The sequence below is a fragment of the Aeromonas sp. WP2-W18-CRE-05 genome (assembly GCF_014168615.1).
Taxonomy (GTDB): domain Bacteria; phylum Pseudomonadota; class Gammaproteobacteria; order Enterobacterales; family Aeromonadaceae; genus Aeromonas; species Aeromonas caviae.
Window position 1 is genome coordinate 2,802,506 of sequence record NZ_AP021917.1, and the last position, 26,224, is coordinate 2,828,729.

Genomic DNA, 26,224 nt, shown 5'->3' on the forward strand with positions numbered 1-26,224 from the left:
CTCTGGCCAGCCCCCGGGCTGGCCTTCTTTTCCCCGCCATGCTTCCCCCTGCCCGCCTCGACGGTGACGTGAGGTTCATCACATTTCGCTCATCGCCCCACATTTAATGAGCGTTTACGAACATTAATTTGGCCCATATCAAACATTTTACGTCGTGAAGGCGCCACACTGGCCTCATCTGGAAGAGATGAGACGGGCAAGAATGAAAAGAATCACCACACAAGTCGTCATCATAGGGGGGGGCGCCACCGGCGCCGGCATCATGCGCGATTGCGCGCTGCGCGGCATCGACTGCATCCTACTTGAGCGGGACGACATCGCCGCCGGCACCACGGGCCGCAACCATGGCCTGCTCCACTCCGGCGCCCGCTACGCGGTGACGGATCAGGAGTCCGCCCGCGAATGCATTCAGGAGAACCGCATCCTCAAGCGGATCGCCAGCCACTGCGTCGAGGACACCGGCGGCCTCTTCATCACCCTGCCGGAAGATGACATCCATTTTCAAAATACCTTCATGGACGCCTGCGCCCTGGCAGGCATCGACGCCCGCCAGCTGGATCCCGCCGAGGCGCTGCGCCTCGAACCCAACGTCAACCCGGCGCTGATCGGTGCCATCCAGGTGCCGGACGGCACGGTCGACCCCTTCCGCCTGGCCGCTGCCAACGTGCTGGACGCGAAAGAGCACGGCGCCCGCATCTTCACCCACAGCAAGGTGCTGGGGCTTCTGCGCACCCAGGATAGGGTGCACGGGGTCAAGGCCATCAACACCCGCACCGGCGAAGCGTTCGAGGTGGAGTGCCAGGAGGTGATCAACGCCGCCGGCATCTGGGGCCAGCAGATCTGCGAGTATGCCGACCTCGGCATCCGCATGTTCCCCGCCAAGGGTTCCCTGCTCATCATGGATTACCGCCTCAACCAGCTGGTGCTCAACCGCTGCCGCAAACCGGCGGACGCGGACATTCTGGTGCCGGGCGATACCATCTCTCTCATCGGCACCACGTCGAGTCGCATCGATTACCACAAGATTGACCAGCTCACCGTCGAGCCCGAGGAGGTGGAGGTGCTGCTGCGCGAGGGGATCAAGCTCGCACCCATCATGGCCCGCACCCGTCTTCTGCGGGCCTACGCCGGCGTGCGCCCCCTGGTGGCGGTGGATGGCGACGAGTCCGGCCGCAACATCAGCCGCGGCATCGTGCTGCTGGATCACGCCGAGCGCGATGGCCTCAAGGGGTTCAACACCATCACAGGCGGCAAACTGATGACCTACCGGCTGATGGCCGAATGGGCCACCGATCTGCTGGCCAAAAAGCTTGGCAACAGCAAGCCCTGCCGCACCGCCGAGCTGAGCCTGCCCGGCTCGCGGGATCCGGAGAAGGTCTCCGCCCCCGGCCTCTCGGTACCCGCCGAAGGCTCGGCCCAGTACCGCCACGGCGAGCGGGTCATCGCCTTTTTCCGCGACAACCCCAAGGCCAACGCCCTCATCTGCGAGTGCGAGATGGTGACCGCGGGCGAGATTGAATACGCCCTGCGGGAGCTCGACGTGGACAACCTGGTGGACTTGCGCCGCCGCACCCGCCTGGGTATGGGCCCCTGTCAGGGGGAGCTGTGCGCCTATCGCGCCGCCGGCCTGATGCAAGAGTACGGCAAGGCGGACGGTCGTCAGGCATGCGTCATGCTGCGCCAGTTCCTGGAGGAGCGCTACAAGGGCACCCGGCCCGTGCTCTGGGGCGATGCCCTGCGGGAAGCGGAATTTACCTACTGGATCTACGAGGGGCTGTTCGGCCTTGGCGAGTGGACGGCCCCCCACCTGGTGAGCGAGCCCCCCTTCCCGCTCGATGCCAGCACCGCCAATTCCACCAAGGAGCGCAGCCATGAAATTTGACAGCATCGTGATCGGCGGCGGCATGGCGGGCCTCTCCGCAGCCCTACGCCTCGCCGAGGCGGGCCAGAAGACCCTGCTGATGGCTTCCGGCCAAAGCGCCCTGCACTTCTCCTCCGGCTCGGTGGATCTGCTGGAGAGCGAGGGGGATCCCCGCGCCGCCCTGCCCGCCTTCATGGCGGCCCATCCGGATCACCCTTACAGCAAGGTGGGGATGCAGAATATCGAGGGGAGTCTGGCCGACCTGCAACGCCACTGCGCAGAAGAGGGGCTGCCCCTGATGCGCCAGGAGCACAACCACCATCGCCTGACCCCCATCGGCACCCTGAAATCCACCTGGCTCTCCCCCGACACTTGTGCCTGCGTGACTGATGCCCCCGCTCCCGACGCTATCCTGCTCGCCACCCTGGAAGGGTTTCGCGATTTTCACCCGGCGCTCGCGGCGGCGAATCTCGCGACCCACGCCCGCTTTGCCCACAGCCGCATCCTGACCGGGGAAATTCGCCTGCCCCAGCTCGCCCAGTTCAGCCGCAATCCCCACGAGTTTCGCTCCGCCGACATCGCCCGCCTGTTCGACAAGCAGGGGCCTGGCCAGCAGGACCTGCTGGCGGATCTGGCCCGCGAGATCAGCCGCATGGTGCAGGGATGCGGCGTGCCCGGCTGTCGCCATATCGTGCTGCCCGCCTGCCTGTCGCTGGGGCTGGTCGGCCCGCGTCTGAGCGAGCTGGAACGGCGCACCGGCTGCACCATCAAGGAGGTGGCTACCATGCCGCCGTCCCTCATCGGCATGCGGATGCAGGAGGCCCTCAAGCGCCGCTTCATGGCCCTTGGCGGCACCTTCCTCACCAGCGAGCGGGTGCTGGGCGCTCGCTATGACGGCGACAAGGTGATCGGGGTGCACAGCCAGCACGGGGAGGATCAGCTGTTCGAGGCGGACCACTTCGTGCTCGCCTCCGGCAGCTTCTTCAGCCGCGGGCTGGAGTCGCGCCTCGGGGGCATTCGTGAACCCATCTTCGATGCCGACGTACTGAGCCTTGCCGAGCGCGACGCCTGGGCCGGTCGCCGCCTGTTCGACCACCACCCCTTCATGGGCTTCGGGGTCAAGACCGACGAGCGGCTGCGGGTGCTGCGCGGCGGCAGACCCCTCACCAACCTCTACGGCGCCGGCAGCGTGCTCGCGCACTATGACCCCATTAAAGAAGGTTCCGGCTCCGGCGTGGCCGTTGCCACCGGCTGGCAAGCCGCTGGCCATATTCTGGCGGAGGGCTGAGATGAATCACATATTCCCACTCCAACGACACGGCGTGCTGGCCCACGACGATGCCCAATCCAAGGAGGGCTCTGGCTCAGGTGTCGCGGTCGCCACCGGCTGGCAGGCCGCCGGTCACATTTTGAGTTCAGCCCAATGATGATTTCGCCCCATATCCCGTGCCTTCACACCCAACGGGAGGAGAACTGACATGCTACTGGATCATGCCAACCAGACTTTCGATCAGTGCATCAAATGCACCGTCTGTACCGCCTACTGCCCGGTGGCCAAGGCCAACCCGGCCTACCCCGGCCCCAAGCAGGCGGGCCCGGATGGGGAGCGGCTGCGCATCAAGAGCCCGGAGCTCTTTGACAGCGCCCTCAAGTACTGCACCAACTGCAAGCGCTGCGAAGTGGCTTGCCCGAGCGGGGTGCGCATCGGCGACATCATCGCCAAGGCCAAGCACCAGTACAGCGGCTTCAAACCGGGGATCCGCGAGTTCGTGCTCTCCCACACGGATCTCATGGGCAGCATGTCCACCCTGATGGCCCCGGTGGTCAACTTCACCACCGGCCTCAAGCCGATGAAGCAGGTGCTGGACAAGGCGCTGGGGGTCTCCTCCCACCGGGACCTGCCCAAATACTCCCAGGGCACCTTCCGCGGCTGGTACAAGAAGCAGAAAACGACTCAGGCCCGCTTTGCGCGCCAGATCGCCTACTTCCACGGCTGTTATGTGAACTACAACCACCCTCAGCTCGGCAAGGAGCTGGTGCAGGTGCTCAACGCCATGAACATCGGTGTCCAGCTGCTTGCGCGGGAGAAGTGCTGCGGCGTGCCGCTGATTGCCAACGGCTTCATGGACAAGGCCAGGCAGCAGGCGGCCTTCAATATCCAGCAGCTGGAGAACACCCTGCTCGGCAACGAGATGCCGCTCTTGGCCACCTCTTCCACCTGCGGCTTCACCCTGCGGGACGAATATCCCCACCTGCTGGAGCAGGACAACCACAAGGTGCGCGATCGCATCTCCCTGGTGACCCGCTTCCTGTGGAACGAGTTCGATCGGGGCAACAAACCGGCCATGAAGCCCCTCAATCTGCACATCGCCTACCACACCCCCTGCCACCTGGAGAAGATGGGGGGCGTCATCTACACCCTCGAACTGCTGCGGGCCATCCCCGGGGTCAAGGTGACGGTGCTGGACTCCCAGTGCTGCGGCATCGCCGGCACCTACGGTTTCAAGTCGGAGAACTACGACACCAGCCAGGCCATCGGCCAGGGGCTGTTCGATCAGATAAACCGGCTCAAACCCGATCTGGTCATCACCGACTGCGAGACCTGCAAGTGGCAGATCGAGATGAGCACGGCGTTTCGCTGCGAACACCCGGTGCACCTGCTGGCACGGGCGCTGGCCTGACCGCCATCCCCCCGGTCCGCCCATCATCACGGGCACCGGCTTGGAAGAGACACGCCCCGGTCAATGTCAGCGCCCCCTCTGGCCGGCATTGACCGGGATCGGCGCGGCAAGGCCCTGACGCCGCCCGGGCAGCCCGATGGGAGGTCCGGGCGGCGAATTCCTTTGGTTGTTTGAACCACCCACACAGTGAAAAGCAGCAACAACACCCACCCCGTTAAAATCCATCTCCCATTACCACCACCAGGAAACATCAAGCCAGCATATTCAGCCAAAAAAAGAGCCGGCATTCGCCGGCTCTTTGTATCATCTCACCCCATCAGGGGTGCTGGATGATCAGGCTGTGCTGATCCAGCATGGATTGCAGGATGTCGTGAGAGGAGGAGCCGCTCAGGTTCCAGCCACTCAGATCCACATCCTTCAGGGTGATCTGCTGGGTGACATTGCCATCCCCCGCCGGGGAGACCGACAGGCTCACGTCACTCAAGCCGTTGCCAGTGCTGGTCACCGATGCCTGGAGATGACCCAGCAGGCCATCCACGCTGTTGTCGGTCACCCCCTTGAGCAGGTCCGCCAGATCGATCCTGTCCCCCTCCTGGGGACGGAAGTCGGTGATGGTGTCTATCGCCGGAGAGGCCGTCGTCCCCTCGTCACCACTGCCCCACACGAAGAGATCGCTGCCGGCGCCACCGGTCAGGATGTCGTTGCCCTGACCGCCCCGCAGCACATCATCTCCCATGCCGCCCAGGAGGCGATCATTGCCGGAGGAGCCAAACAGCCAGTCCCCCTGATCCGAGCCCAGCAGATCGTGGCCGCTCTGGCTGTGGATGGTGATGGTCTCCGTGGCCGAGCTCAGGGTGCCGCCACCCAGGCTGGATTCGGCAGTCAGGGTGAGGGCATGATCCCCCGCCGGCAGATCCTTGAGGTAGATGGGCACGGACTGGTCCATCGGCAGCAACCAGTCGTTGCCATCCGCGTGGCCGACGCTCTGGCCGTGCTCGTCCACCACCTGGGCGCTGCCGAGGTTCTGGATCCGCACCGACAGCTCACCCGGGGCCGGATTGACCACGCTGGCGCTCAGGTTGAGCGGCACCCAGGCCCCTTGCAGCGCAAGGATATCGTGGGTGCCGACCCCCAGTTGGGGATCGTCCGGCTCGGCCGTCACCTGGATGGCAATCTGGGCGCTGTCGGTCAGGACACCACCGGCGCCGGTGTTGCCCTCATCCGAGGTGGTGATGCTCAGGTTGTCCTGACCCCAGAAGTCCCTGGCCGGCTCGTAGTGCAGGTTGCCTGCCAGCAGGCCGTTGAGATCATCGAGCGACCCGACCAGGGTCACCACGCTGGTACCCGCCCCCTGCACCGAGACGGCGCCTGCCGCCCCCAGCAGGGTCAGCACACCGTGCTCCACCCGCAGCACCATGGAGATGGGCGCACTGCCCGCATCCACATCCTTCACGCTGATCCCGGTGAGCGACAGGGAGCCATCCTCTTTCACCTGCAATGAGCCCGGCACCTGGGTGACAGGGGCATCATTGACCGGCTCGACCTCGATGGGCAGCACATCGGTGTCGCTCAGGGGGCCACCGCTGCCGGTGTTGCCAAGATCATTGGTCACCATGGTCAGGGCATCCTGGCCATTGAAGTCCTGCTCGCCCTGATAGGCCACGCCCCCTGCGAGCAAGGCATTGATGGCATCCTGGGAACCGCTCAGCACCAGGGTGTTGCTGCCGCTGCCGCTCACCGTCACGCCACTGCCCGCCGCCAGTTCCAGGGTACCGTGCGGCACGGAGAGGGTGACAGAGAGGGGGCTGTTGCCCGCATCCACATCGCTCACCTGCAGCCCGTGAATGGTGAAGGGCTGATCTTCCTGCGCCACCTGGGGCGTCGTCGGCAGCTGGTTGACGGGAGCATCGTTGACCGGTTGTACCAGGATGGGCAGCACATCGGTGTCACTCAGGGCGCCACCGCTGCCGGTATTGCCCCGATCGTCCGTCACCATGGTCAAGGCGTCATTGCCATGGAAGTCCGGGTCGCCCTGATAGGTGACGCCGCCCGAGAGCAGGGCATTGAGATCCGCCAGAGTGCCGGTCAGCACCACATCGCCGGTGCCATTGCCGGTCAGGGTCACACCGCTCCCGGCCGTCAGGGTCAGGGTGCCGTGCTCCACCGAGAGGCGCACTTCCATGATGCCGTTGCCCGCATCCACGTCCTTGACCTGCAGACCCTGGATGACGAACGGCTCGTCCTCCTGTGCCACCTGGGGATCATCGGGCAGCACGTTGACGGGGGCGTCGTTGACCGGGCTCACATCGAGATGGATGGTGCCGTTCACTTCGGGGCCGAGGGCGCCGTTGTCCAGGCTCTGGGCCGTCACCTTGATCGCCATGGCGCCGTTGGCGTCATGGGTCACGAGCTCCACCGCGTCGAGCTTGCCCCCATCCGTGGTGACCTGCCAGCGGCCACCGCCGAGATCCACTACGGTGCCGCTCACCCCGCTCGGCAGGCGGATTTCTGCCCCGTCCGGCACCCCTTCCAGGGTGACCCGCACCTGCTCGGGCCCGTTCTCGTGCACATTGCCGGCATTGCCGCCGGTGGCCTGGGTATCCCGGGTCTCCACCCCCAGGTTCAGGGTGATCACATCCCCTTCGGTGCCGCTCGCCTGCTCCTGCATGTCGGTGATGACCGCATCCCCCACCGGATTGACGGTGACGGTGAAGCCCGCACTGGTTTCAAGGGGCAGGGTCAGCCCCTTGTCCAGGGTGAAGGCGCTCAGGGTCAGATCCACGGTGCCGCTGAAGTCCGCAGGCGGGATCAGGGTCAGCTTGGAGAAGTCGGTGCCCACAGGCACCTGCCACACCCCGCCGCCGTTGTTGACCGCCGGGGCGGACAGGGTGAAGCCATCCGGTACCCCCTTGATCTGCAGCCCGACGATCTGCTCGGAGCCATCGTTGTCGATGAGGCTGGCCCCCAGCCCCCCCAGGCTCACGCTGCCATCTTCCAGGCCCGTGACGTTCTGGACCGTGAGGTTGGCCGGATCGTTCACCGGCAGCACCTCGAAGCTCACGTTGCCGCTCCAGCTCCCCCGATCCGTGCCCGTGGTGGCGGTATCGAGAATATCCACCGTCACCGCCAGCGGCACCTTGCCGCTGAAGTGTTCTTTGGGCACGAACACCAGATCCTTGAGATCCGCCGGGTTGTTCACCGTGAGGGTGGAGACCGGCTGGCCGTTCTTGTCGAGGAAGTGACCATATTGGGGATCCACGGTCACGACCACCTGCTCCACGGTCTCGAGACCGCCATCGGCCACCGAGGGGCTGATGTCGGCGAGCTTGACCGAGAGATCGAGATGAATGTCGGTGTCTTCCAGGTTGTCAGGCTGGCCGTCGCCGTTTACGTCCTTCACGTTCAGTTGCAGCTCCGGCAGGCCGTCCGCCCCGCCGTTGATGTCCACCTCCGGGGTGATGGAGAGGGTGACGTCCTTCTCCACCATCTTGGTGTCACCGCTCACGGTGTCGGTGTTGACCAGGCGCACATTGAAGTGCAGGCCGTCACCGGCATAGTCTTGCGGCAGGGTCAGGGTCAGGCGGTCGAGATCATCGAGGCCGCCCGGCAACTTGATGAGGTACTCGCCGTTGACGAAGTCATAGGTGAGCCCCTGTACGTTGACGCCCGGGGGGAGACCTGTGATGACGATGCTGAGCTCGTCATCCCCGATGTCCGCCGTGCCCAGGGTCACCATCTGCTTGAGCTGGCTGCCGAAGTTGACGCCGTGATCCTCCACCCCGGTGATGGGGGTACTGTTGTCAAAATCGACATCGGCGGCCACCTGACCCGAGTGGGTCGCGCCATGGAAGTCGGCGCTGGCGGTGATCTCCCGATAGGCCGGGGCGCTCACATCCCCCTCGTTGTTGTCACCAAGGTCGACCACCCTGGCGCTCACCTTGAAGGTGACGGTGCCGGTGAAGCCATCCGGCGAGCGCAAGGTATAACTGCCGAGGGCGTCGTGGGGCACCGTCCAGTTGCCCTTGCCATCGTTGATGCCGCCCACCACCACGAAGCCGGGGGGCAGAGCGCTGATCACCAGGTAGTCGATGACCTCATCGCTGCTGGGGTCCAGATCCTCGAACACGAAGACGCCGTCCAGCGGGATGTCGTGCCCGTCCGGGCTCTCCAGCTGACCGGTCTGCACCAGGTTGCCATCGGGCTCCACCACCGCCTGGATATCCACATGCAGGGTGCCGTCGATCACCTTCTGGGCAGTGGCACTGGAGTCCACATCCACTTGTGTCACCGTGACATGGCTCTGGAGGGTGGTGTCCCTGTCGCTGTCTTCGGGCCCTTTCACCAGCAGCTGGCCACCGCCGAGCAGGCTTTGCAGCTCGGCGTCGCTCAACTCCACGGCGCCGCCGCTCACGGTCAGCTGGGTCTCGACCCCACCCACGCGGATCCAGACTTCATACCCAGGTTCGATACCGGAGAGGCTGAGGTGGGTCACCTTCTCGGCGCCATCGGTCAGATCAGGTTGCCAGTCGAGGACGGTGAACTGATCCTCCAGGCCATGGCTGGTCTTGGCATAGTCGGTGGCGTCGATGGCCGGCTCCACCTTGATGGTGAGGGGCACGTCGAAGCTCTTGTGATCGCCGTCGTTCTCGGTCACCACCACGTGGCCGACCAGGTGCAGATCGGCAGTGCTGTTGGGGGGCGGCTGGATCTGCAGGTTGCCAAGGCTGGTCACATCCACCTGATAGAGAGGATTGCCCTTGCCATCGAGCCCGGCGAAGGTCAGGGTCAGCTCCTTGCCACTGCCGTCGAATACCCTGGCCCCTTCCGGCAGCCCTTCCAGCACCAGGTTGAGGGTTTCCGAGTGATCGAGCGGGGTATCCGTCCACTCCCCCGAGGTGAGCTTGAAGTCCAGCGGTGCCCGGCCATCCTCCTGGATGGTGATGCTGTAGCCGTTGCCATCCTGGGTCCAGTCGGTGGTATTGAGATCGAAATGAGGTTCATCCACTACCCCCACCAGATCCACGTGCAGGCTCTGGCTGCCGGTCTCCTTCTCGTTCACCACAGTGTGGGTCTGGCCGCTGGCATCGGTCAGGATGGCGGTGTCCTTCACCACCCCCTTGATGGTGAGATCGAAATCGACGTTGCTGTTTTTGGGCGGCAGCAGCTTGAGGTCATTGATGCGGTCATAGGGCACCTCGTAGTAGCCGTTGGCATCCAGAGTGACCGCCACCCCGCCAAGCAGCAGGGTGGCACCGGCGGGCAGGCCGCTGATGCGCACGAACAGCTGCTCGGAGCCATCCGTGGTGTCTCCCAGATGGGCGAGCCCAATCTTGCTGCCCAGATCGATCAGGGTATCTTCCTTGCCCTGGATCTCGCGCACCGTCAGCTTGGCGTCGTCCGCCAGCGGGTTTACGTTGACAATCACCTCCAGCGGATCGCCGAGGGCCGTCTCCTTGCCGGTCACCACCGGGGTCTTCTCCGTGCTCACCGGGGTCACAATGAGCTTGATGTCACCGCTGTAGTCCTTGCCGGGCACCACGGTCACCTTGTTGATGTCGCCACCGGCCACCGTATAGAGGCCGTTCGCCCCCGGGGTGAGCACCTTGCCATTCAGGGTCAGCGTGCCCTGGCCGGAGGCCCACTCTATCTGGTAGCTCAGGGTCTCGGAGCCGTCCGTATCGGTGAGGCCCGCCTTGACGTTGAGGGCGATGCCGCTGCTGTCCTCGTCCGTGGTGTAGTGCTGGTGCGTGCTGCCCGCATCCCACAGGGGTTTGTCGGCAATGCCCTGCACCGTGATGTCCAGATTGCCGGTCAGCACCGGGGGCTTGCTCCCCTCGGTGACCCCCACCTGCAACTGCACCGGGAAGCGCAGCGCAGCACCTCCGTTGTTGTAGCTCGAGTAGTCGTGGTTCGGCACAAAAGTGACACCGGTGAGCTGGAACTTGTCATCGGTGTTGGCCACCGCCACCATGGCCGCGGGCGGCACCTCATACCAGGTCTTGCCCCCCTGGGTGATGGTGGTCAGTGCGACGCCGTTGAAATAGAAGGTGCCCTGGGCGTTGGCTGGCGCCTGGATAAGCAACTGCTCCACATGCTCGCCCCGATCGAAATCCCCCACATCCAGGTTCATGGTGATGGGGATCCCCTGGCCCGGATCGCTCGCCCCCGCATCCTCCTGGCCAGTGACTGCGCTCACGGTGAGCTTGCCCGCCTCGTCCCGGATGGTCAGGGTCAGAAGACCGTCGTCGGTATCTCCGTCGCCATCCACCAGGTGGAAGCCTATCTGCTGTACCAGGGTGCTATTGCTGTGATCGATGCCCGATTTGGCGGTGAAGCTGTAGTCACCCTCGGCATTGATCACCAGGGTGCCGATGATCTGCCCCGTGCCGTCTGTCACCGAGATGGTGGTGTTGCCCGTGGCGGCGATGGGGTGCTCGGTACCATTGATGGTCACCGCTCTCACCACCGCATCATCCGCCCCCTCGCTGGCAGTGGCCAGCAGATCGCCGGTCACTTTCGCCCCTTCATTCAGGGTCTTGCTCGCGTCCACGGCCACCGGCACGTCGTCCTGCACGCTCACATGACCGATCACTTCGGCGCTCAGATCCCCGTCACTGTCCCGTGCCTGCAATGGCAGCTGGATATCCAGCAGATCCTTACCCTGGACGCTGTGATCCAGGTTGCCGGTCAGCTCGAAGGTGTAGCGGCCGGACACATCCAGGGTCAGCTTGAAGATGAGCTTGCCTGCGCTGTCCTTGCCAAGGTAGACACCCGGCTGGCTGTCTGCCCCAATGGTGACCGCCTTGCCCCCCGACGTCAGGGTATTGAGGGCGTTGAAGCGGGCCACATCCAGTTGCAGGGAAACCACCCGGTCACTCCCGGCGGCGATCGTCACCTGGCCGATGGCAACCTCTCCCGTGCCTGACGGGCTGGTGCCCCCATGCTGGCCACTGCCCCCGTTGAGGTCCGACTCCTTGACGGTCACCCCCTCGATGGCTGTGATCACGGGATCCGCCGCATCGGTGATCACCGCCGTGGTGCTGCCGGTGATCACACTGCCGTCGCTGTCAGTCACCTTCACCGGCAGGCTCAGGTTGAGCTTGTCGTCGGCACCGTGATCCAGGTTGGTGTGTACCGTCACCTGGTAATCGAGGGTTGCCTGGGTGTGGGCTTCGATGCGCCCCGGCACATTGGGCAGGGTCACCGTCAGCACCAGGGTGCCGCTCGCAGTCACTGCCTGGAAGCTGTGGCCGTTGCTGCCCGCCACCTCTTGCCAGGTGAGGGTCTCACCGTTGTGGGTGATGGCCTTGCCACTCCCATCCACGACTTGGCCCGAGAGGGTCAGCCGCACATCCACCACGGGATCGGAATCCGCGGTGATGGTGAGGGTGCCGCCGGCCTGCTGGTCATCGCCGGTCTGGTTGTTGCCGGCGCCATCGAAGCGCCCTTCACTCACCGTCACGCCGGTCAGGCTGAGGGTCGGTTTGTCCCCTTCCGAAATGCGGATGTTGAGGGTACCCGTGGTGCTGTCGTTGTTGCCGCTGCCCTTGTCGCTGTCGACGATGTTGAGCTTGAACGGCAGGTCGGTCGCGGTGTTGCCGCTCTGGTGAACCCCCTCAAACAGGGTCACCTTGTAGTCAAAACCGTTGCTGGCGGCGTTGTCCAGCTTGCCCACCAGTTCGACCTGAAGCACCTCGACGCGCTGGCCATTGACTTCCACATAGCCTTTCAGCACCTGATTGCCCGGGATGCTGGCATCGCCGTCGACCAGCTCGTATTTGACGCTCTGGCCCAGGGCGGTCAGGGCCGGTTGCTCGCTGATGTCGGCAAACGACACCTCGCTCACCCGATCCGAGCCCGCATTGACCTGGAAGTAGCCGGTGCCGGTCAGAGTATTGCTGCCGTCGAACCCGCGCTCATCCAGGCTCACCCCGCTGCCCGCCACGAAGTGCGGCGCATGGCCATCCTTGATGGTGAGCGGCAAATCGGTGGAGACCCTGTCACCATCCTTGTCGGTCAGGGTGACGGTGAGCGGCAGGTCGAGGGATTCGCTGCCCTGGTGATCCGCGAATTCAACTTCGAAGTGCGACACTCGCCTATGCCGCCTGACGGTACTCTTCGAATACCTTGACAGGCTGCCTGAATCCGAGACATTTCCGAGGTCGTAGGTTGAGCCACTGCTCCGCTCTCCTGACATCCTCGTCCGTGACCTCTCTCAGGTCTGTTCCCTTTGGGATAAACTGCCTCAACAGCCCATTGCTGTTCTCGTTCAGACCGCGCTCCCACGAAGAGTAAGGGTGCGCAAAGTAAGTCTCGGCACCCAGCGCTTCCTCTATCGCCTTGTGTTCGGCAAACTCGCCGCCGTTGTCAAAGGTGATGGTATGCACCTGCTCGATGTAGGGCGTTAACATCTCGATTATCGCATCCCGCACCACCCCAGCCTGTTTGCTCGCGACCCGCTTGACCAGATAGAGCCGGCTCTTGCGCTCCACCAGGGTGACCAGTGCACCTGTGCCTTGCTTGCCCAGCACCGTGTCCGCCTCCCAATCACCGAGCCGCTCCCGGCTATCGACGATAGCCGGCCGTTCATCAATAGAGCGGGCTTCCTTGATGGGAGAACGCAGGCTGCTCGCCCCCTTGCGGTAGCGCTTGTGGCCCTGGCGCAGATGGCGGTACAACTGGCCACCCCGGGCTTTGTCGGCGGCCACATGGCGGTATATCCACTCGTGACTCACCATGAGGCCTATCTGCTTGCCCACCGCGCTTATCTGCTCCGGGCTCCACCACCAGGCGAGTGTCAGCTCGACAAACTGGATGACATCGGCAGATAGCCGAGATTTGGCCGCACTGGCCCGTCGGTGGGTGGCGTGCTGATGCGCATTGTCTGGCTGGTAGCCCTGCGGCCCGGCGTTACGACGCAGCTCCCGGTAGAGGGTGGAGCGATGAACGCCAATGGCGCGTGCGGTGGCAAGGATGGACATCCCCTGTGCGCGAAGCACCGATAACTGGTATCGTTGCCCCTCGGTCAACTGCTGATAGCTCATGGTGATACTGCTTTTACTTTGGCGAGCAGAAGGGTACCACCAATCAGCAGTTGGCCACCTCTCGCCATTCATCCATGAGTGTCGCACTTATTATCTGAATTCCCGCAGAAGCATTTGTGCTGCCTCGAAGTCCTTGCATATCAATGGCAACATACCAATGCCCCGAGTTCGGAACTGCTATTCGTGCTGGTGATCTCTTCGCTAACCCACCATAGAACCTATGTTTCATACCATTCTTATAGCTGTTGAAATTAGAGCTATCCATCAGACGAACATTCGCGCCACTAGACAACGTAACCTCAACCACTTCACCTCTCTTGAGATTGCCGAGATCATATTTTAAGAAATTCAATTTTGACTCCTTTCAGGCATAAGAGTGATTAAATGGAAGGCGGTACTAATCCAATATCAGAGCCTTCCGTATAATTCCGTTTCATCTTCATAATCACCTAAAAACTCATTTTAAATTATCACATTACCAAGTTATCGCTGGTATTTGACAACATACGCTTCCATCAACTGCCGCACCCACTGCCGTTCGGGGGGCTCGCCCCATTTCCGAATTACACCAAAGCTGCCGCCCGGCAGTCTTCCGTTTGCAACCTTTGACCCACACGGTGTCTCTGGCCTGACTCATCGGCGACTCCAAAGAGGCCATACCCAGACGACTATCCTAGCGAGCGAGAGCGACAAGAAAAAGCGGAAGATGGGCGTTTCTCAAGCCAGATCAAGAAATTACCCCATCTTGGGGGCGCATCAGCAGGTCGCATCACCACCGCGCATCAAGATGGGGCATCCAAGCAGCGGAGATCCGGCTCTATTGTCCGCATGGCACCTGGCGGACAAGGATTACTCCCCCTCCCCTGCCCGGAGAAACCACAGCCTGCCGCCTTGTGTGGACGCGATGGATGATGCTCTTCCGATCGACTCGGGCACTCACCACGACAACGTTGGCAACAGAGTCTCACCCCCTTCGCCAGGAGCAAAATTTTCTCGCAAACGATTGGAAAAAGAAAAGGCGCCTCAAGGGCGCCTTTTTGACAGTTTTGCGTGATCGCAGGGAGAGGGATTAACCCTTATTCCCATTCGATGGTTGCGGGCGGCTTGCCGGAGACGTCGTACACCACGCGGGAGATGCCGTTGATCTCGTTGATGATGCGATTCGACACGTGGCCGAGGAAGTCGTACGGCAGGTGAGCCCAGTGGGCGGTCATGAAGTCGATGGTCTCGACGGCACGCAGCGCAATAACCCAGTCGTACTTGCGGCCATCGCCCATGACGCCGACGGAGCGCACCGGCAGGAAGACGGCGAACGCCTGGCTGACCTGGTTGTAGAGGTCGGCCTTGCGCAGCTCTTCGATGAAGATGGCGTCAGCCTTGCGCAGCAGGTCGCAGTACTCTTTCTTCACTTCGCCAAGCACGCGCACGCCCAGACCCGGACCCGGGAAGGGGTGACGGTAGAGCATGTCGTAGGGCAGGCCGAGTTCGAGGCCGACACGGCGCACTTCGTCTTTGAACAGCTCGCGCAGCGGCTCCACCAGACCCATCTTCATCTCTTCCGGCAGGCCGCCGACGTTGTGGTGGGACTTGATGACGTGGGCCTTGCCGGTCTTGCTGGCAGCGGATTCGATGACGTCCGGGTAGATGGTGCCCTGGGCCAGCCACTTGGCGTTCTTGAGCTTCTTGGACTCGTCGTCGAACACGTCGACGAAGACGCGGCCGATGGTCTTGCGCTTGGCTTCCGGCTCGTCGATCCCCGCGAGAGCGGAGAGGAAGCGCTCTTCGGCGTCGACCTTGATGATGTTCAGGCCGAAGTGATCGCCGAACATGTCCATCACCTGCTGGCCTTCGTTCAGGCGCAGCAAGCCGTTGTCAACGAAGACGCAGGTGAGGCGATCGCCGATGGCGCGGTGCACCAGCATGGCGACCACGGAGGAGTCCACGCCGCCGGAGAGGCCCAGGATCACCTCGTCGTCACCCACCTGCTCGCGGATGCGGGCAACGGCGTCGTCGATGATGGTGGCCGGGGTCCAGAGGCACTCGCAGCCGCAGATGTCCTTGACGAAGTGCTCCAGCATGCGGGCACCCTGACGGGTGTGGGTCACTTCCGGGTGGAACTGCACGCCGTAGAAGCGCTTGGCTTCGTCGGCCATGGCGGCATGGGGGCAGGTCGCGGTCTGGGCGATGGTGGTGAAGCCGGCGGGGATCTCGGTGACCTTGTCGCCGTGGCTCATCCAGACATCCAGCAGGGCATTGCCGTTGTCGGCAATGGCGTCTTCGATGTTGCGCAAGAGAGCGCTGGTCTTGCCGGACTGGCCCAGCACTTCGACCTGGGCATAGCCGAATTCACGCAGGTTGGAGGACTGCACCTTGCCGCCGAGCTGCTCGGACATGGTCTGCATGCCGTAGCAGATGCCGAACACCGGCACACCGGCGTTGAACACGTACTCGGGGGCGCGCGGGCTGCCCGCCTCGGTCACGGATTCCGGGCCGCCGGAGAGGATGATGCCGCTCGGGTTGAACTCGCGGATCTGCTCTTCGGTTACGTCCCAGGCCCACAGCTCGCAGTAGACGCCGATTTCACGGACGCGACGGGCGATGAGCTGGGTGTACTGGGAACCGAAATCCAGGATAAGGATACGGTGGGCGTGAATGTCTTTAGTCATTTTATTCCTGCATCAGGCTGATGTTGTCACAAAAAGCACGGGATAAAAAAAGGGTGGAAAAACGGGGCGCAGAGCCCCGTTTCATCAGCCCATCCGGTAGTTGGGGGCTTCTTTGGTAATGGTCACGTCGTGAACGTGGGACTCTTTCATCCCGGCGCCCGAGATGCGCACGAACTCGGCCTTGGTGCGCATGTCGTCGATGGTCGCGCTGCCGGTCAGACCCATGGAGGAGCGCAGGCCGCCCATCTGCTGGTGGATGATCTCTTTGAGGCGGCCCTTGTACGGCACGCGCCCTTCGATCCCTTCCGGCACCAGCTTGTCGGCGGCGTTGTCGGTCTGGAAGTAACGGTCGCTGGAGCCCTTGGACATGGCACCCAGAGAGCCCATGCCGCGGTAGGACTTGAAGGAGCGGCCCTGATAGAGCTCGATCTCGCCCGGCGCCTCTTCGGTACCGGCAAACATGGAGCCCACCATGACGCAGCTTGCGCCCGCGGCGATGGCCTTGGCCACGTCGCCGGAGAAGCGGATGCCACCATCGGCAATCACCGGCACGCCGGTGCCTTCCAGGGCGTCAACGGCGTCGGAGATGGCGGTGATCTGGGGCACGCCCACGCCGGTCACGATACGGGTAGTACAGATGGAGCCCGGGCCGATACCGACCTTGACGGCGTTGACACCCGCTTCCACCAGCGCCTTGGCGCCAGCGGCAGTGGCGACGTTGCCGCCGATGATTTGCAGGTCAGGATAGGCTTCACGGGTCGCCTTGATGCGATCCAGCACGCCCTGGGAGTGGCCGTGGGAGGAGTCAATCAGCAGCACGTCCACACCGGCTTCCACCAGGGCGGCGACGCGCTCTTCGTTGCCTGCACCGGCACCGACGGCGGCACCGACCCGCAGACGGCCACGCTCGTCTTTACAGGCGTTGGGCTTGCGCTCGGCTTTCTGGAAGTCCTTCACGGTGATCATGCCCTTGAGCTTGAAGTCGCCGTTGACCACCAGCACCTTCTCGATGCGGTGTTTTTGCATCAGGGCCACCACCTCTTCACGAGGGGCCCCTTCACGCACGGTCACCAGACGATCTTTCTGGGTCATGATCTGTTCGACGGTCTGGGAGAGATCGATGACGAAGCGCACGTCACGGCCGGTGATGATGCCCACCAGCTGGTTGCCGTCAGTCACCACGGGGTAACCGGCGAAACCGTTCTTGTGGCTCAGCTCCTTGATTTGGGCGATGGTCATGTCAGGGCGCACGGTAACGGGGTCGCTGACCACGCCGCTCTCGTACTTCTTGACCTTGCGCACTTCGGCAGCCTGCTGCTCGATGGACATGTTCTTGTGAATGAAGCCGATACCGCCTTCCTGGGCCAGTGCGATAGCCAGACGGGCTTCGGTCACTGTGTCCATGGCAGCGGAGATCATCGGGATATTCAGCGTGATCGCAGACGTGAGCTTGGTACGCAGGTCGGCGGTATTGGGGAGAACAGTGGAGTGGGCTGGAACCAACAGTACATCGTCGAAGGTCAGCGCTTCTTTGGCAATCCTGAGCATGGCAATATCTCACCGTTGAGGAGTGGGGGTGTAAAATATTGCCGACAAATTTTACTCATGCATTGGGCAGTGGTAAAGAAGTTTTTTGAATTTTTTATGGCGTAGCCCGATTTAACGCCACCAACAGGGCAAAAAACCAATAAATTCAGCCGTAACCATGCCGTTTTTCCCGACAAGATGATCTTTTTTGCCGTTGAGCCCCTTTCTGCCGCCAGTCTCCCGGAACGGCCTTTTTTCCACTCACAGCCGTCAGCCAGACCGGGGTTCAGTTCCCCTGATAGCGGCCCGGCTTGTGCCAGTTCATCAGCATGGCGTTCATGGCCAGCGCACTCAGGGTTGACCAGAGCAGCAGGGGAAGCGGCAGGGTGAGCAGAGAGAGCGCAAACACCAGCACATCCAGCACCATCTGGCTCTTTCCCGCATTGATGCCGGTGCGCCGTTGCAGCCAGAGCGTCACCACGCCGGTGCCCCCCACGGAGGCATTGTGGCGCGCCAGAGACAAGACCCCCATGCCGAGGAAGGTTCCCCCCACCAGGGCGGCAAACAGGGGGTGGACATAGCTCACCGTCAGCAGCAGCGGCACCGCCTGGGTGGCCGCCGAGAGGGCGACGTTGACGATCAGCGTCTTGAGGGTGAAGGCGCGCCCCATGGTGACGTAGCAGAACACCATGAAGGGCAGGTTCACCAGAAAGAAGAGCACGCCGATGGGCAGGGTACTGACATGGGCGATCAGCAGGGCGATGCCCGCGATGCCACCGGTGATCATGCCGGAACACTTGAGCAGATTGAGCCCCACGGCGATAAACATGACCCCGAGCACCATGCCGTAGACATCGTCCTTGAGGGTATGGGCCAGCCCCCTGCCCGCAGCCGCTGGCTGCATGGTCATTTCACCTTCCATATGACTCCTTATATCCGATGTGATGGTGGCATCCGTTGCCCGACAACCAGGCCGCATTGGGGCTGATGGCGGCGACCCGATCACCTTGCCGTCCTCACCCCCCCAATCTTGCGCTCCCCCGCCCCCTAATGTCGCCATCATGGGGATGACAAGGCACAGCAAAAAGAGCGCCAATCAAAACAAGAGTCCGCGATACCATAAATAATCGGATTTAAATTCCGACAAATGCGCAATATGCAGGTCGAATGCACCAATTCAGTGATCGGCCATCACAGTGGCGCAGCATGTTTACCCGAGTCACCGAGAAAGGCCTCGTGGTATCCCCTTCACAGCCCGGTTTTTCGGCAGATCATGTCGATACGATGCCGCTTTTCAGCATGGATGATGCCTGTCATGGGGTAAGCCCGAGGGCGATACGGCGTGTTTCTTCGGGGCGGGCTCCAGGGGCGGATGTGGACATTGCGCACCAATCAAGTGCAGTCGCACCAATATGGAGCAACCGAGTGGCACGGTTTGCCTTGCACCGCGGCGCAGAGGCGACATGGGCACCGCTTTGCTCACTGCCATGAGCACTGCAATGAGCACTGCAATGAGCACTGCAATATGCAGAGCATGAAGTGACTCGGGCGGCGGATGCACTACTTCCCTTCCCTCTAGCCCCCTTCCCATGAGCGTGCTGGTCGCGAGTCCACAGGTCTGCCCATCCACCAGCCCCTCCGCAGCCAGAGTCCCATCAGGATGGGGCATCCATTCAGGCAGAGGCAGAAGGCAGAATAAAAAAGTCGGCCCGAAGGCCGACTCGCTGCACCTTGTGACAGGGCTTCCTTACTTGAGGTATTTGCCGTCTGCGCCCACCTTGCCCGGGCCGTTCAGTACCCAGACCCGCGCCGAATAGGCGGGCACCGCAAAGCTCAGGCTGCCGTTGCTGACGCTCTGGCTCGCACCGGTTACCGCGTCCGTGTAGGTGCCGTTCTTCAGGCCACTCAGGTTTATCTGCTGGGCCGAGTTGGCCGCAAGGCCCACGGCGGCGTAGCTCCCTTGGGCGCTCAGATCACGCACGAAGCTGATGCCGCTCCCCCATTCGTTCACCTGGCTCATGGGCGCTTTTTGCAGGGCGGGCACCGCCTTGCGGATCTGGTTCAGGCGCTTGATGTGCTGATAGAGCGGGTGGCTCGGGGTGGCGGGGTTGTCCAGCACATCTCCGTAGTAGGCACGACCGGTCTGATCCACCGTCATTGTGGCCCCGTCGATGTCCTGGGGCTTGCCCGCCTGGAACATCACCTCCTCCCCGTAGTAGAGGGTCGGGATCCCCCGCGCCGTCCAGAGCAGGTTGTAGGTCATGGCCGCATTCCCCTCTTCCCCGCCGTAGCGGTACTTGAAGTCGTTGTCCGGCCCCACGTCGTGGTTCTGGAAGAAGGTGATGAGCTTGGTGGCATCCCCATAGACCCAGTCCATGGCGAAAATCCCCCCTACCCCGCCAAAGTTCCCCCGGGTGACGTTGTCACGGAAGGTGGAGAACAGCGAGAAGTCCAGCACAGAGAGGCCGGAATCGCCCCCTGCACGGGGATCGGCCGGGTTCGGCGTGGTGCGGGTATACCACCAGGGGCGGATCACCGCCGAGGCATTGTCGTTGGCGAGCTCAGAGCCCCAGCCGGTGCCCTTGACCAGGTTTTCGCCAAAGACGAACAGCCCCGGCTTGTGGGCCTGCCAGTCATGGACATAGGTCAGCAGTTCGTCCCGCTCGATGTGTTTCAAGGTATCGATGCGAATCGCATCCACCCCCATGTCGAGGTACTGACGAATGGCGCCGTTGAGGTAGTCCTTGACGTTCTGGTTGCCGGTGGCGAGATCGATGCAGTCCCCCGCCATGTGCTTGCGCTGCAGGGCGAGCGGGCTCTCCCAGTCACCGCCGGACATGAAACCGTCCAGGTGATACCAGGCGGGATCCAGGGTCTGGGCGTCGATGCCGAAGAAGCGGTTGGGGTTGTAGCCTGCGCTCGGCACGGTGGCGCCGGTCTTGGGGTCTACCAGGGGCTGGGTGCCCGCCGGATCGGACTGGCAGCGAGCCTTGTACCAGTCGGGAGCCGCCGGGTTGTCGTCGTCACAGCGGTTGGCACTGGCGTAGTCCCCGAGATTGCCCTGATAGGGACCATTGTTGATGAGCCCCTGGCTCGACCCCGCCGGTACGTAGTATTTGACGGGCAGGCGATCGATCCAGGTCTTGCCGCGCAGACCGTACTGGCTCGAGTGGTTGAGCACCACATCCTGGATCACCTTGAGCCCCTTGGCGTGGGCCGCCTGGATGAACTCCCGGTAACCCGCCCCCGGCGACTCCAGACGGGGATCGACCCTGTAGAAGTCGTAGGCATGGTAGCCGTGGTAGTCGAGGCCGGAGCGGTTCTCCACCGGCGGCGTCACCCAGATGGCGGTGAAGCCGAGATCCTTGATGTAGTCGAGCTTGGCGATCAACCCCTTGAAGTCGCCACGCCACTGGGGATCCCCCGCCTTGTAGCGATCCCGGTTGTAGTAGTTGTTGCTGGCATCGCCATCATAGAAGCGGGCAGTCAGCAGGAAGTAGATGCTCTCGGCACGAAAATCGCCGCTCGCCACCCCCTGCTCGCCGATACGGTACTCGAAGCGCTGCTCGCGCTGATTGCCGCTGGCGTCGATGGCAAGGGTGCGGATCACCAGATCGGTGCCACTCCCCTTGTCACTCGCCAGCAGGGGCTGGCCTGCATAGCGGGCCGATGCCGTGGTGGGCTGGCTGCCGTCCGTGGTGAAATGCACGGCGGGGGCGCTGTCCTGATCGTCGCTCACTCCCAGGGTGATGGATTGACTGTCCACATAACTCCCCGGAGACGGGGTAGCCGTCACCGTGGGGGCCTGCAGATCGGCCCCGGCCAGCGTCTCCACCTCGATGGCCTTGCGCAGGCTGTCAAAGCAGATGCGATAACTGGTGTTGGCGCTGACCAGGTAATCCTGGGCCGGATACGCCTCGGTCCAGTCCCCCTTGTGGTCAATCTTGAAGCGGGGGTTGTTGCTGCCAAAGGCCTGCTCGGTGCAGAAGATGGTGCCATCCTCGCTGGTCATGGGGGTGAGCCCCCAGTTGTTGGCCGTGCCCCGGAAGTACCAGCTGTCGCTGCTCTGTCCTGCCCCGACCACCACGCTCACGCTGCTGCTGCCCTTGGCGCCCTGATCGTCGGTGACCGTGAGGCCATAGGTGAAGGTGCCGGTCTGGGTGGTGTTGACGACGATGCTCTCCGTGGTCTCGCCGCTGCTCCACAGATAGCTCGCGATCTGGCCGTCGGGATCCGTGGAGTCGCTGCCGCTCAAGGTGAGCGACGCCCCCTGGGTCACGTTCACCGTCCCCCCCGGGGTGATGACCGCGAGCGGCGGCTGGTTGTCATCCCCAATGGGGGTGATGCTGTAGGCCAGGGTCTGATCGTTGACCTGGATGCGCACCGTGCCCACGGCGCTCCAGAAGATGTCGCCGCCACTTTTCTCCAGCACGCCGTCGCCGTTGCTGTCGCCAAAGTTGACGGCCCAGTCGCCAGCCTGATCAAACTTGAGGCGCTGGCTCGCCTTGCCATCCAGGTAGGCTTCCACCTGCCACAGGTGATCCCCTACCAGGGTCATGGGGAGGCTGGCCCAGCCGTTGAAGGTGCCGCGCACGTTGAGCTGCGGCAAGGTGCTGGCAAACCCCGAGGCCTCGCAACTGGCCACCGCCGTCGCGCTCACCGCCTGGGTGCTCGCGTTGATGCGGATCTGGTACGCCGTGTTGGCATTGACCCCGTAGTCGGCCGCCGGGTAGCTCTGCTGCCAGTTGCCGTATCTGTCTATCTTGAAGCGCGGGCCGCCGCTGGCATCCCCGCTCACGAAGCGCTGGCAAGTATCAAAATTGACGCCGTCCGTCGACGTCATGGCGGTCGCCGCCCATCCATTCGCGGTGCCCCGGAAGAACCACTCCGCCGCCGTGCTCGGCGCCGTGATCAGGGTTCCCAACAATCCGGCCGCGAGTATCCATCTAGCCATTGATAGTCCTTTATTTTCATTGTTTGTGTGTGATGCCGGTGTGTCCCGGCATTCCTCATCCGCGATGTCCCGCCTTCGAATGAGTCACGCCAGTCTAGGGCGTGCACTGGTCGATTCATGGCCAATGCGTATGAAATGTGACCGAAATCGCCCCGTGGATAATGCAGATGTGATTGATAGCGCTTTCATTTCTGCTTGAGCGAGGGAGAGAGCGGCGCGACCCGCTGTGGCGCCCCCCTGACATGGACAGTCCTTGGGCGTGTCTGCCCCGAAGGCGCTCCCTTTCTCGCCTCCAATCATGGCTCGGGGCGGCCCTGGCGCTGACGCACCTGATTAAAACGCGATTGATAATGTTTCTTGTTTGCAGGCTATCCGATGGCGCATGCTGGGCGCCGAGGCCCGATTTCGGGGCCAATCCCATCGACATTCGAGTACGAATATGACGACCAGCGAGAAGGCAGGCTGATGGACGCCTGCGCAATGAGGCCGACCTTTGGCCGCGACAAGCCGGCATTTGGCCCGGTTCACCTTGCCTGCCTGGCCGTCGCCCTTGCCCTGCATCTCGCCCTCCTCTGGCTGATGCAAGGCAGCCGCCCCGCCCCCGTCACGCCCCCCGAGCCCATCACCTTGTCTGCCCGCTGGGCCGGCGAGTCGGACAAAGATGACGCACCGGCCAAGCCGGCGGCGCCAGCGGCCACTCCGGCTCCCCCTCGGGAGGTGAAGAAACCGGCACCTGTGCCGCCGAAAGTGGTCAAGCCGGTCGTCAAGAAACCGGCTCCCAAACCGGCGCCCACTCCGCCAAAGCCCAAGCCAGTACCGATGACCAAACCAGCGCCAGTGGCCAAGGCCGAGCCGGTGGTCGCGCCCTCTGCGCCTGCTACCCCGCAGGCGGCGGTCAATACCCAGAGCGCGAGTGGCGCCAGTGCGCCGCCGACCAAGTCCCGCCAGACTGGGGCCGGGGCCGGCAGCAGTGCGCCCATCGCTCGGGATGCCAGGCTGAACAACCCCGAGCCTCCCTACCCTCCGGAGTCACGCCGACGGGGAGAAGAGGGGCGCGTGGTATTGAAGGTCCGAGTCAGCAAGGAGGGCACCGCCGAGTCGGTCGACGTGGAGCAGAGCAGTGGTCATCGACGCCTGGACATGGTCGCCCGCAAGACCGTCAGCCGTTGGCGCTTCATTCCAGCCAAACAGAACAATACCGCCGTCCCAGCCTGGACAGGGGTTACCATTATTTTCAAGCTAGGAAACTAACCATGAATCCGGAAATCGAAACAAGCGGGATGGGCATAACGCATCTGCTCAGCCAAAACACCGGGGTGGGCCTGATCCCGCTGATCCTGCTGGTACTGATGTCGCTCGGCACCTGCTACTACGGGTTGCTCAAGCTCTGGCTTGACCATCGCGAGCAGCGCCTGAACGCCCGTTTCCTGGGGGCCTTCTGGCACCATGAGAGCGTGCAGGCGATGGCGAACCAGCTCGCCCAGACGCCCCCTGAAGAAGCCTGCGGCAGGATAACGAGTGCGGCACTGACGGCGGTTGCCCAGATTGAGCGATCCCAGGGACGGGCCGCCTCCCTCAAGCTGGGTTCCCCCGACGACTTCTTGCTGCGCGCCCTGCGCCAGACCATCAGCGCGGAGCGGATCCGCCTCGAGCACGGCTTGGCCTTCCTCGCCTCCGTCGGCTCCGCGGCCCCCTTCATCGGGCTCTTTGGCACCGTCTGGGGCATCTATCACGCCCTGCTGGCCATAGGGGCCGCGGGCCAGAGCAGCCTGGACAAGGTCGCAGGCCCGGTCGGTGAGGCCCTCATCATGACCGGCTTCGGTCTCGCCGTCGCCCTGCCTGCTGTGCTGATCTACAACTTCTTCGTGCGCCGCAACCGCCTCAAACTCGCGGCGCTGGACGAGTTTGCCTACGACCTGTTCACCCTGCTGGTGACCGGCGTGGAGCAGAGCGCCTCCAGGGTGACGCCACTGGCCGCCGTCGACAGCGCCAAGCAGGGGCAGATGTAATGGCTTTCGGCAAACTTCCCGGGGAATCGGACGAGCAGCCCCTCTGTGAGATCAACATGATCCCGATGATCGACGTCATGCTGGTGCTGCTCATCGTCTTCATGATCACCGCCCCCCTGCTCACCAACGCGGTCAAGCTCGAGTTGCCCGAGGCCAGCAGCCAGGTCAATCAGCCCAAGCAGGAGGATGTGATCCTCTCCATCGACGGTGCCGGCAAGATCTACTGGAACGACAAGCAGGTCGATGAGACGGCGCTGCTCGCCGAGATGGTCAAGGCCAGCGAGGCCAAGCCGGAGATCCCCGAGATCCAGCTGCGCATCGACAAGCGCGTGGAGTACAGCGCCATCGCCAAGGTGATGGCACAGGCCTCCCAGCACGGGTTACACAAGATAGCGTTCGTCAGCCAGCCTGAAAGCGAGTGATGGCCAGGAAGAGAGCAACTCGTGTAACAAGGCATCAGCCAGGTGGTGCCTTGTTTATTGGCCGCCCCTATACCCGGTTGCCAGCGGCGGGACTGCCCTGCATGATGCAAGGCCGCCCCGCCATTTCAAGGAGAGAAGATGAGAACATCGGATTACGTGAGACTGCTGGCGCTGGCCGCCATCTGGGGTGCCAGCTTCTTGTTCATGCGCATCGCGGCGCCGGCGTTCGGCTCGGTCAACACCACCTTCTTGCGGGTCTTCTTCGCCCTCGTCGGGCTCGCCGCCATGCTCCTGCTGCTGCGCACCCCCATGCAGTTTCAGGGCAAGCTCAAATCCATCATGGTGCTTGGCATCATCAACTCCGGCGTCCCCTTCCTGATGTATGCCGTGGCGGCCCTCTGGCTGCCCGCGGGGTATTCCGCCATCCTCAACGCCACCACGCCCCTGATGGGAGCCCTCATCGGCTTCTCCTTCTTTCACGAGGCGCTGACCTTGCGCAAGTGGGCCGGGGTGATGCTGGGGCTGGTGGGCATCGGGCTCATCACCACCACCGGGGAGGTCGACCTGAGCGGCCAACTGGCCATCGGGGTGCTGGCCTGCCTCATCGCCACCGCCTGCTATGGCTGCGCCGGCTTTCTGACGAGGCGCTGGGTCACCGAGCGGGGAGGCCTGGACGCCAAACTGGTGGCCTTTGGCAGCCAGATAGGGGCCGTCCTCTTCCTGCTTCCGTTCTTCGGCTACACCCTGGCGACCGGCCCCGCCGTCGACTGGGCCCAGCCTGGGGTCTGGGCCAGCGTGCTGGCGGTCGGCTTCCTCTGCACCGCCTTCGCCTATCTGCTCTATTTCAGGCTGATCGCCGACATCGGCCCCCTGCGAAGCCTCACTGTCACCTTCCTCATTCCGCCCTTCGGCATCCTGTGGGGCTATCTGGTGCTGGGGGAAACCCTCACCGGCGGCTTCGTGTTCGGCGGCGCCGTGGTCTGCCTCGCGGTCTGGCTGGTCACCAGCCCCGCCAGAGCCGTCAAGCCGGCCAAGGCACAAGCCTAGGCTCCGCGTCATC

14 protein-coding genes and 1 pseudogene are annotated in these 26,224 nt (G+C 63.2%); 8 read left to right on the forward strand and 7 right to left on the reverse strand.

Features of this window, described 5'->3' with window-relative positions; translation table 11 throughout:
* Positions 1-202: 202 nt before the first annotated feature.
* Genes glpA through glpC form a run of 4 tightly spaced genes read left to right on the forward strand, consistent with a single transcriptional unit; the run spans position 203 to position 4,542 of the window.
* On the forward strand, positions 203-1,882 hold the full coding sequence (gene glpA / locus H7R73_RS13130) for an anaerobic glycerol-3-phosphate dehydrogenase subunit A (RefSeq protein ID WP_103260241.1): 1,680 nt from the start codon (positions 203-205) through the stop codon (positions 1,880-1,882).
* A complete protein-coding gene (gene glpB, locus H7R73_RS13135; protein WP_103260242.1) occupies positions 1,872-3,149 on the forward strand; it encodes a glycerol-3-phosphate dehydrogenase subunit GlpB in 1,278 nt (425 codons plus the stop codon). The genes glpA and glpB overlap by 11 nt, the downstream gene beginning before the upstream one ends.
* Position 3,150: 1 nt before the next feature.
* Positions 3,151-3,288: a hypothetical protein gene (locus H7R73_RS13140; RefSeq protein ID WP_158657322.1), complete on the forward strand. Its 138-nt coding sequence runs from the start codon at positions 3,151-3,153 to the stop codon at positions 3,286-3,288.
* Between the two features lie 51 nt (positions 3,289-3,339).
* Complete coding sequence (gene glpC, locus H7R73_RS13145) at positions 3,340-4,542, forward strand: anaerobic glycerol-3-phosphate dehydrogenase subunit GlpC (RefSeq protein WP_010674925.1); 1,203 nt, start codon at positions 3,340-3,342, stop codon at positions 4,540-4,542.
* Positions 4,543-4,858: 316 nt separating this feature from the next.
* Here glpC and H7R73_RS13150 read toward each other — a convergent pair.
* The 7 genes and pseudogenes from H7R73_RS13150 to H7R73_RS13180 all read right to left on the reverse strand — a co-directional run.
* Positions 4,859-12,607: pseudogene (locus tag H7R73_RS13150) on the reverse strand (T1SS-143 repeat domain-containing protein); the annotation flags it as partial.
* Between the two features lie 31 nt (positions 12,608-12,638).
* Positions 12,639-13,586 carry an IS30-like element ISAs2 family transposase gene (locus H7R73_RS13155; protein ID WP_019706001.1) on the reverse strand — a complete coding sequence of 316 codons (948 nt, stop codon included), beginning with the start codon at positions 13,584-13,586 and terminating at the stop codon, positions 12,639-12,641.
* A 43-nt stretch (positions 13,587-13,629) separates the two neighbouring features.
* A complete protein-coding gene (locus H7R73_RS13160; RefSeq protein ID WP_197971157.1) occupies positions 13,630-13,938 on the reverse strand; it encodes a DUF1883 domain-containing protein in 309 nt (102 codons plus the stop codon).
* A 724-nt stretch (positions 13,939-14,662) separates the two neighbouring features.
* Positions 14,663-16,252, reverse strand: a complete 1,590-nt coding sequence (gene guaA, locus H7R73_RS13165) for a glutamine-hydrolyzing GMP synthase (protein ID WP_042863789.1) — start codon at positions 16,250-16,252, stop codon at positions 14,663-14,665.
* Positions 16,253-16,336: 84 nt separating this feature from the next.
* Entirely contained in the window at positions 16,337-17,800 is a 1,464-nt protein-coding gene (guaB, locus tag H7R73_RS13170) for an IMP dehydrogenase (protein WP_010674549.1), read from the reverse strand.
* A 265-nt stretch (positions 17,801-18,065) separates the two neighbouring features.
* Positions 18,066-18,701 (reverse strand): YitT family protein, encoded by a 636-nt coding sequence (locus H7R73_RS13175; RefSeq protein WP_010674548.1) that lies wholly within the window; start codon positions 18,699-18,701, stop codon positions 18,066-18,068.
* An 825-nt stretch (positions 18,702-19,526) separates the two neighbouring features.
* Positions 19,527-22,733, reverse strand: a complete 3,207-nt coding sequence (locus tag H7R73_RS13180; protein WP_232092685.1) for an alpha-amylase family glycosyl hydrolase — start codon at positions 22,731-22,733, stop codon at positions 19,527-19,529.
* A gap of 465 nt (positions 22,734-23,198) precedes the next feature.
* On the opposite strand from H7R73_RS13180, the gene H7R73_RS13185 reads away from it, so the two are divergent.
* The 4 genes from H7R73_RS13185 (at position 23,199) to H7R73_RS13200 (ending at position 26,211) form a co-directional block, all read left to right on the forward strand.
* On the forward strand, positions 23,199-23,984 hold the full coding sequence (locus H7R73_RS13185) for an energy transducer TonB (protein WP_103261122.1): 786 nt from the start codon (positions 23,199-23,201) through the stop codon (positions 23,982-23,984).
* A 2-nt stretch (positions 23,985-23,986) separates the two neighbouring features.
* On the forward strand, positions 23,987-24,742 hold the full coding sequence (locus tag H7R73_RS13190) for a MotA/TolQ/ExbB proton channel family protein (protein ID WP_103260023.1): 756 nt from the start codon (positions 23,987-23,989) through the stop codon (positions 24,740-24,742).
* Positions 24,742-25,164 (forward strand): ExbD/TolR family protein, encoded by a 423-nt coding sequence (locus H7R73_RS13195; RefSeq protein WP_103260022.1) that lies wholly within the window; start codon positions 24,742-24,744, stop codon positions 25,162-25,164. The genes H7R73_RS13190 and H7R73_RS13195 overlap by 1 nt, the downstream gene beginning before the upstream one ends.
* Positions 25,165-25,302: 138 nt before the next feature.
* Positions 25,303-26,211 (forward strand): DMT family transporter, encoded by a 909-nt coding sequence (locus H7R73_RS13200; protein WP_103260021.1) that lies wholly within the window; start codon positions 25,303-25,305, stop codon positions 26,209-26,211.
* Positions 26,212-26,224 lie beyond the last annotated feature (13 nt).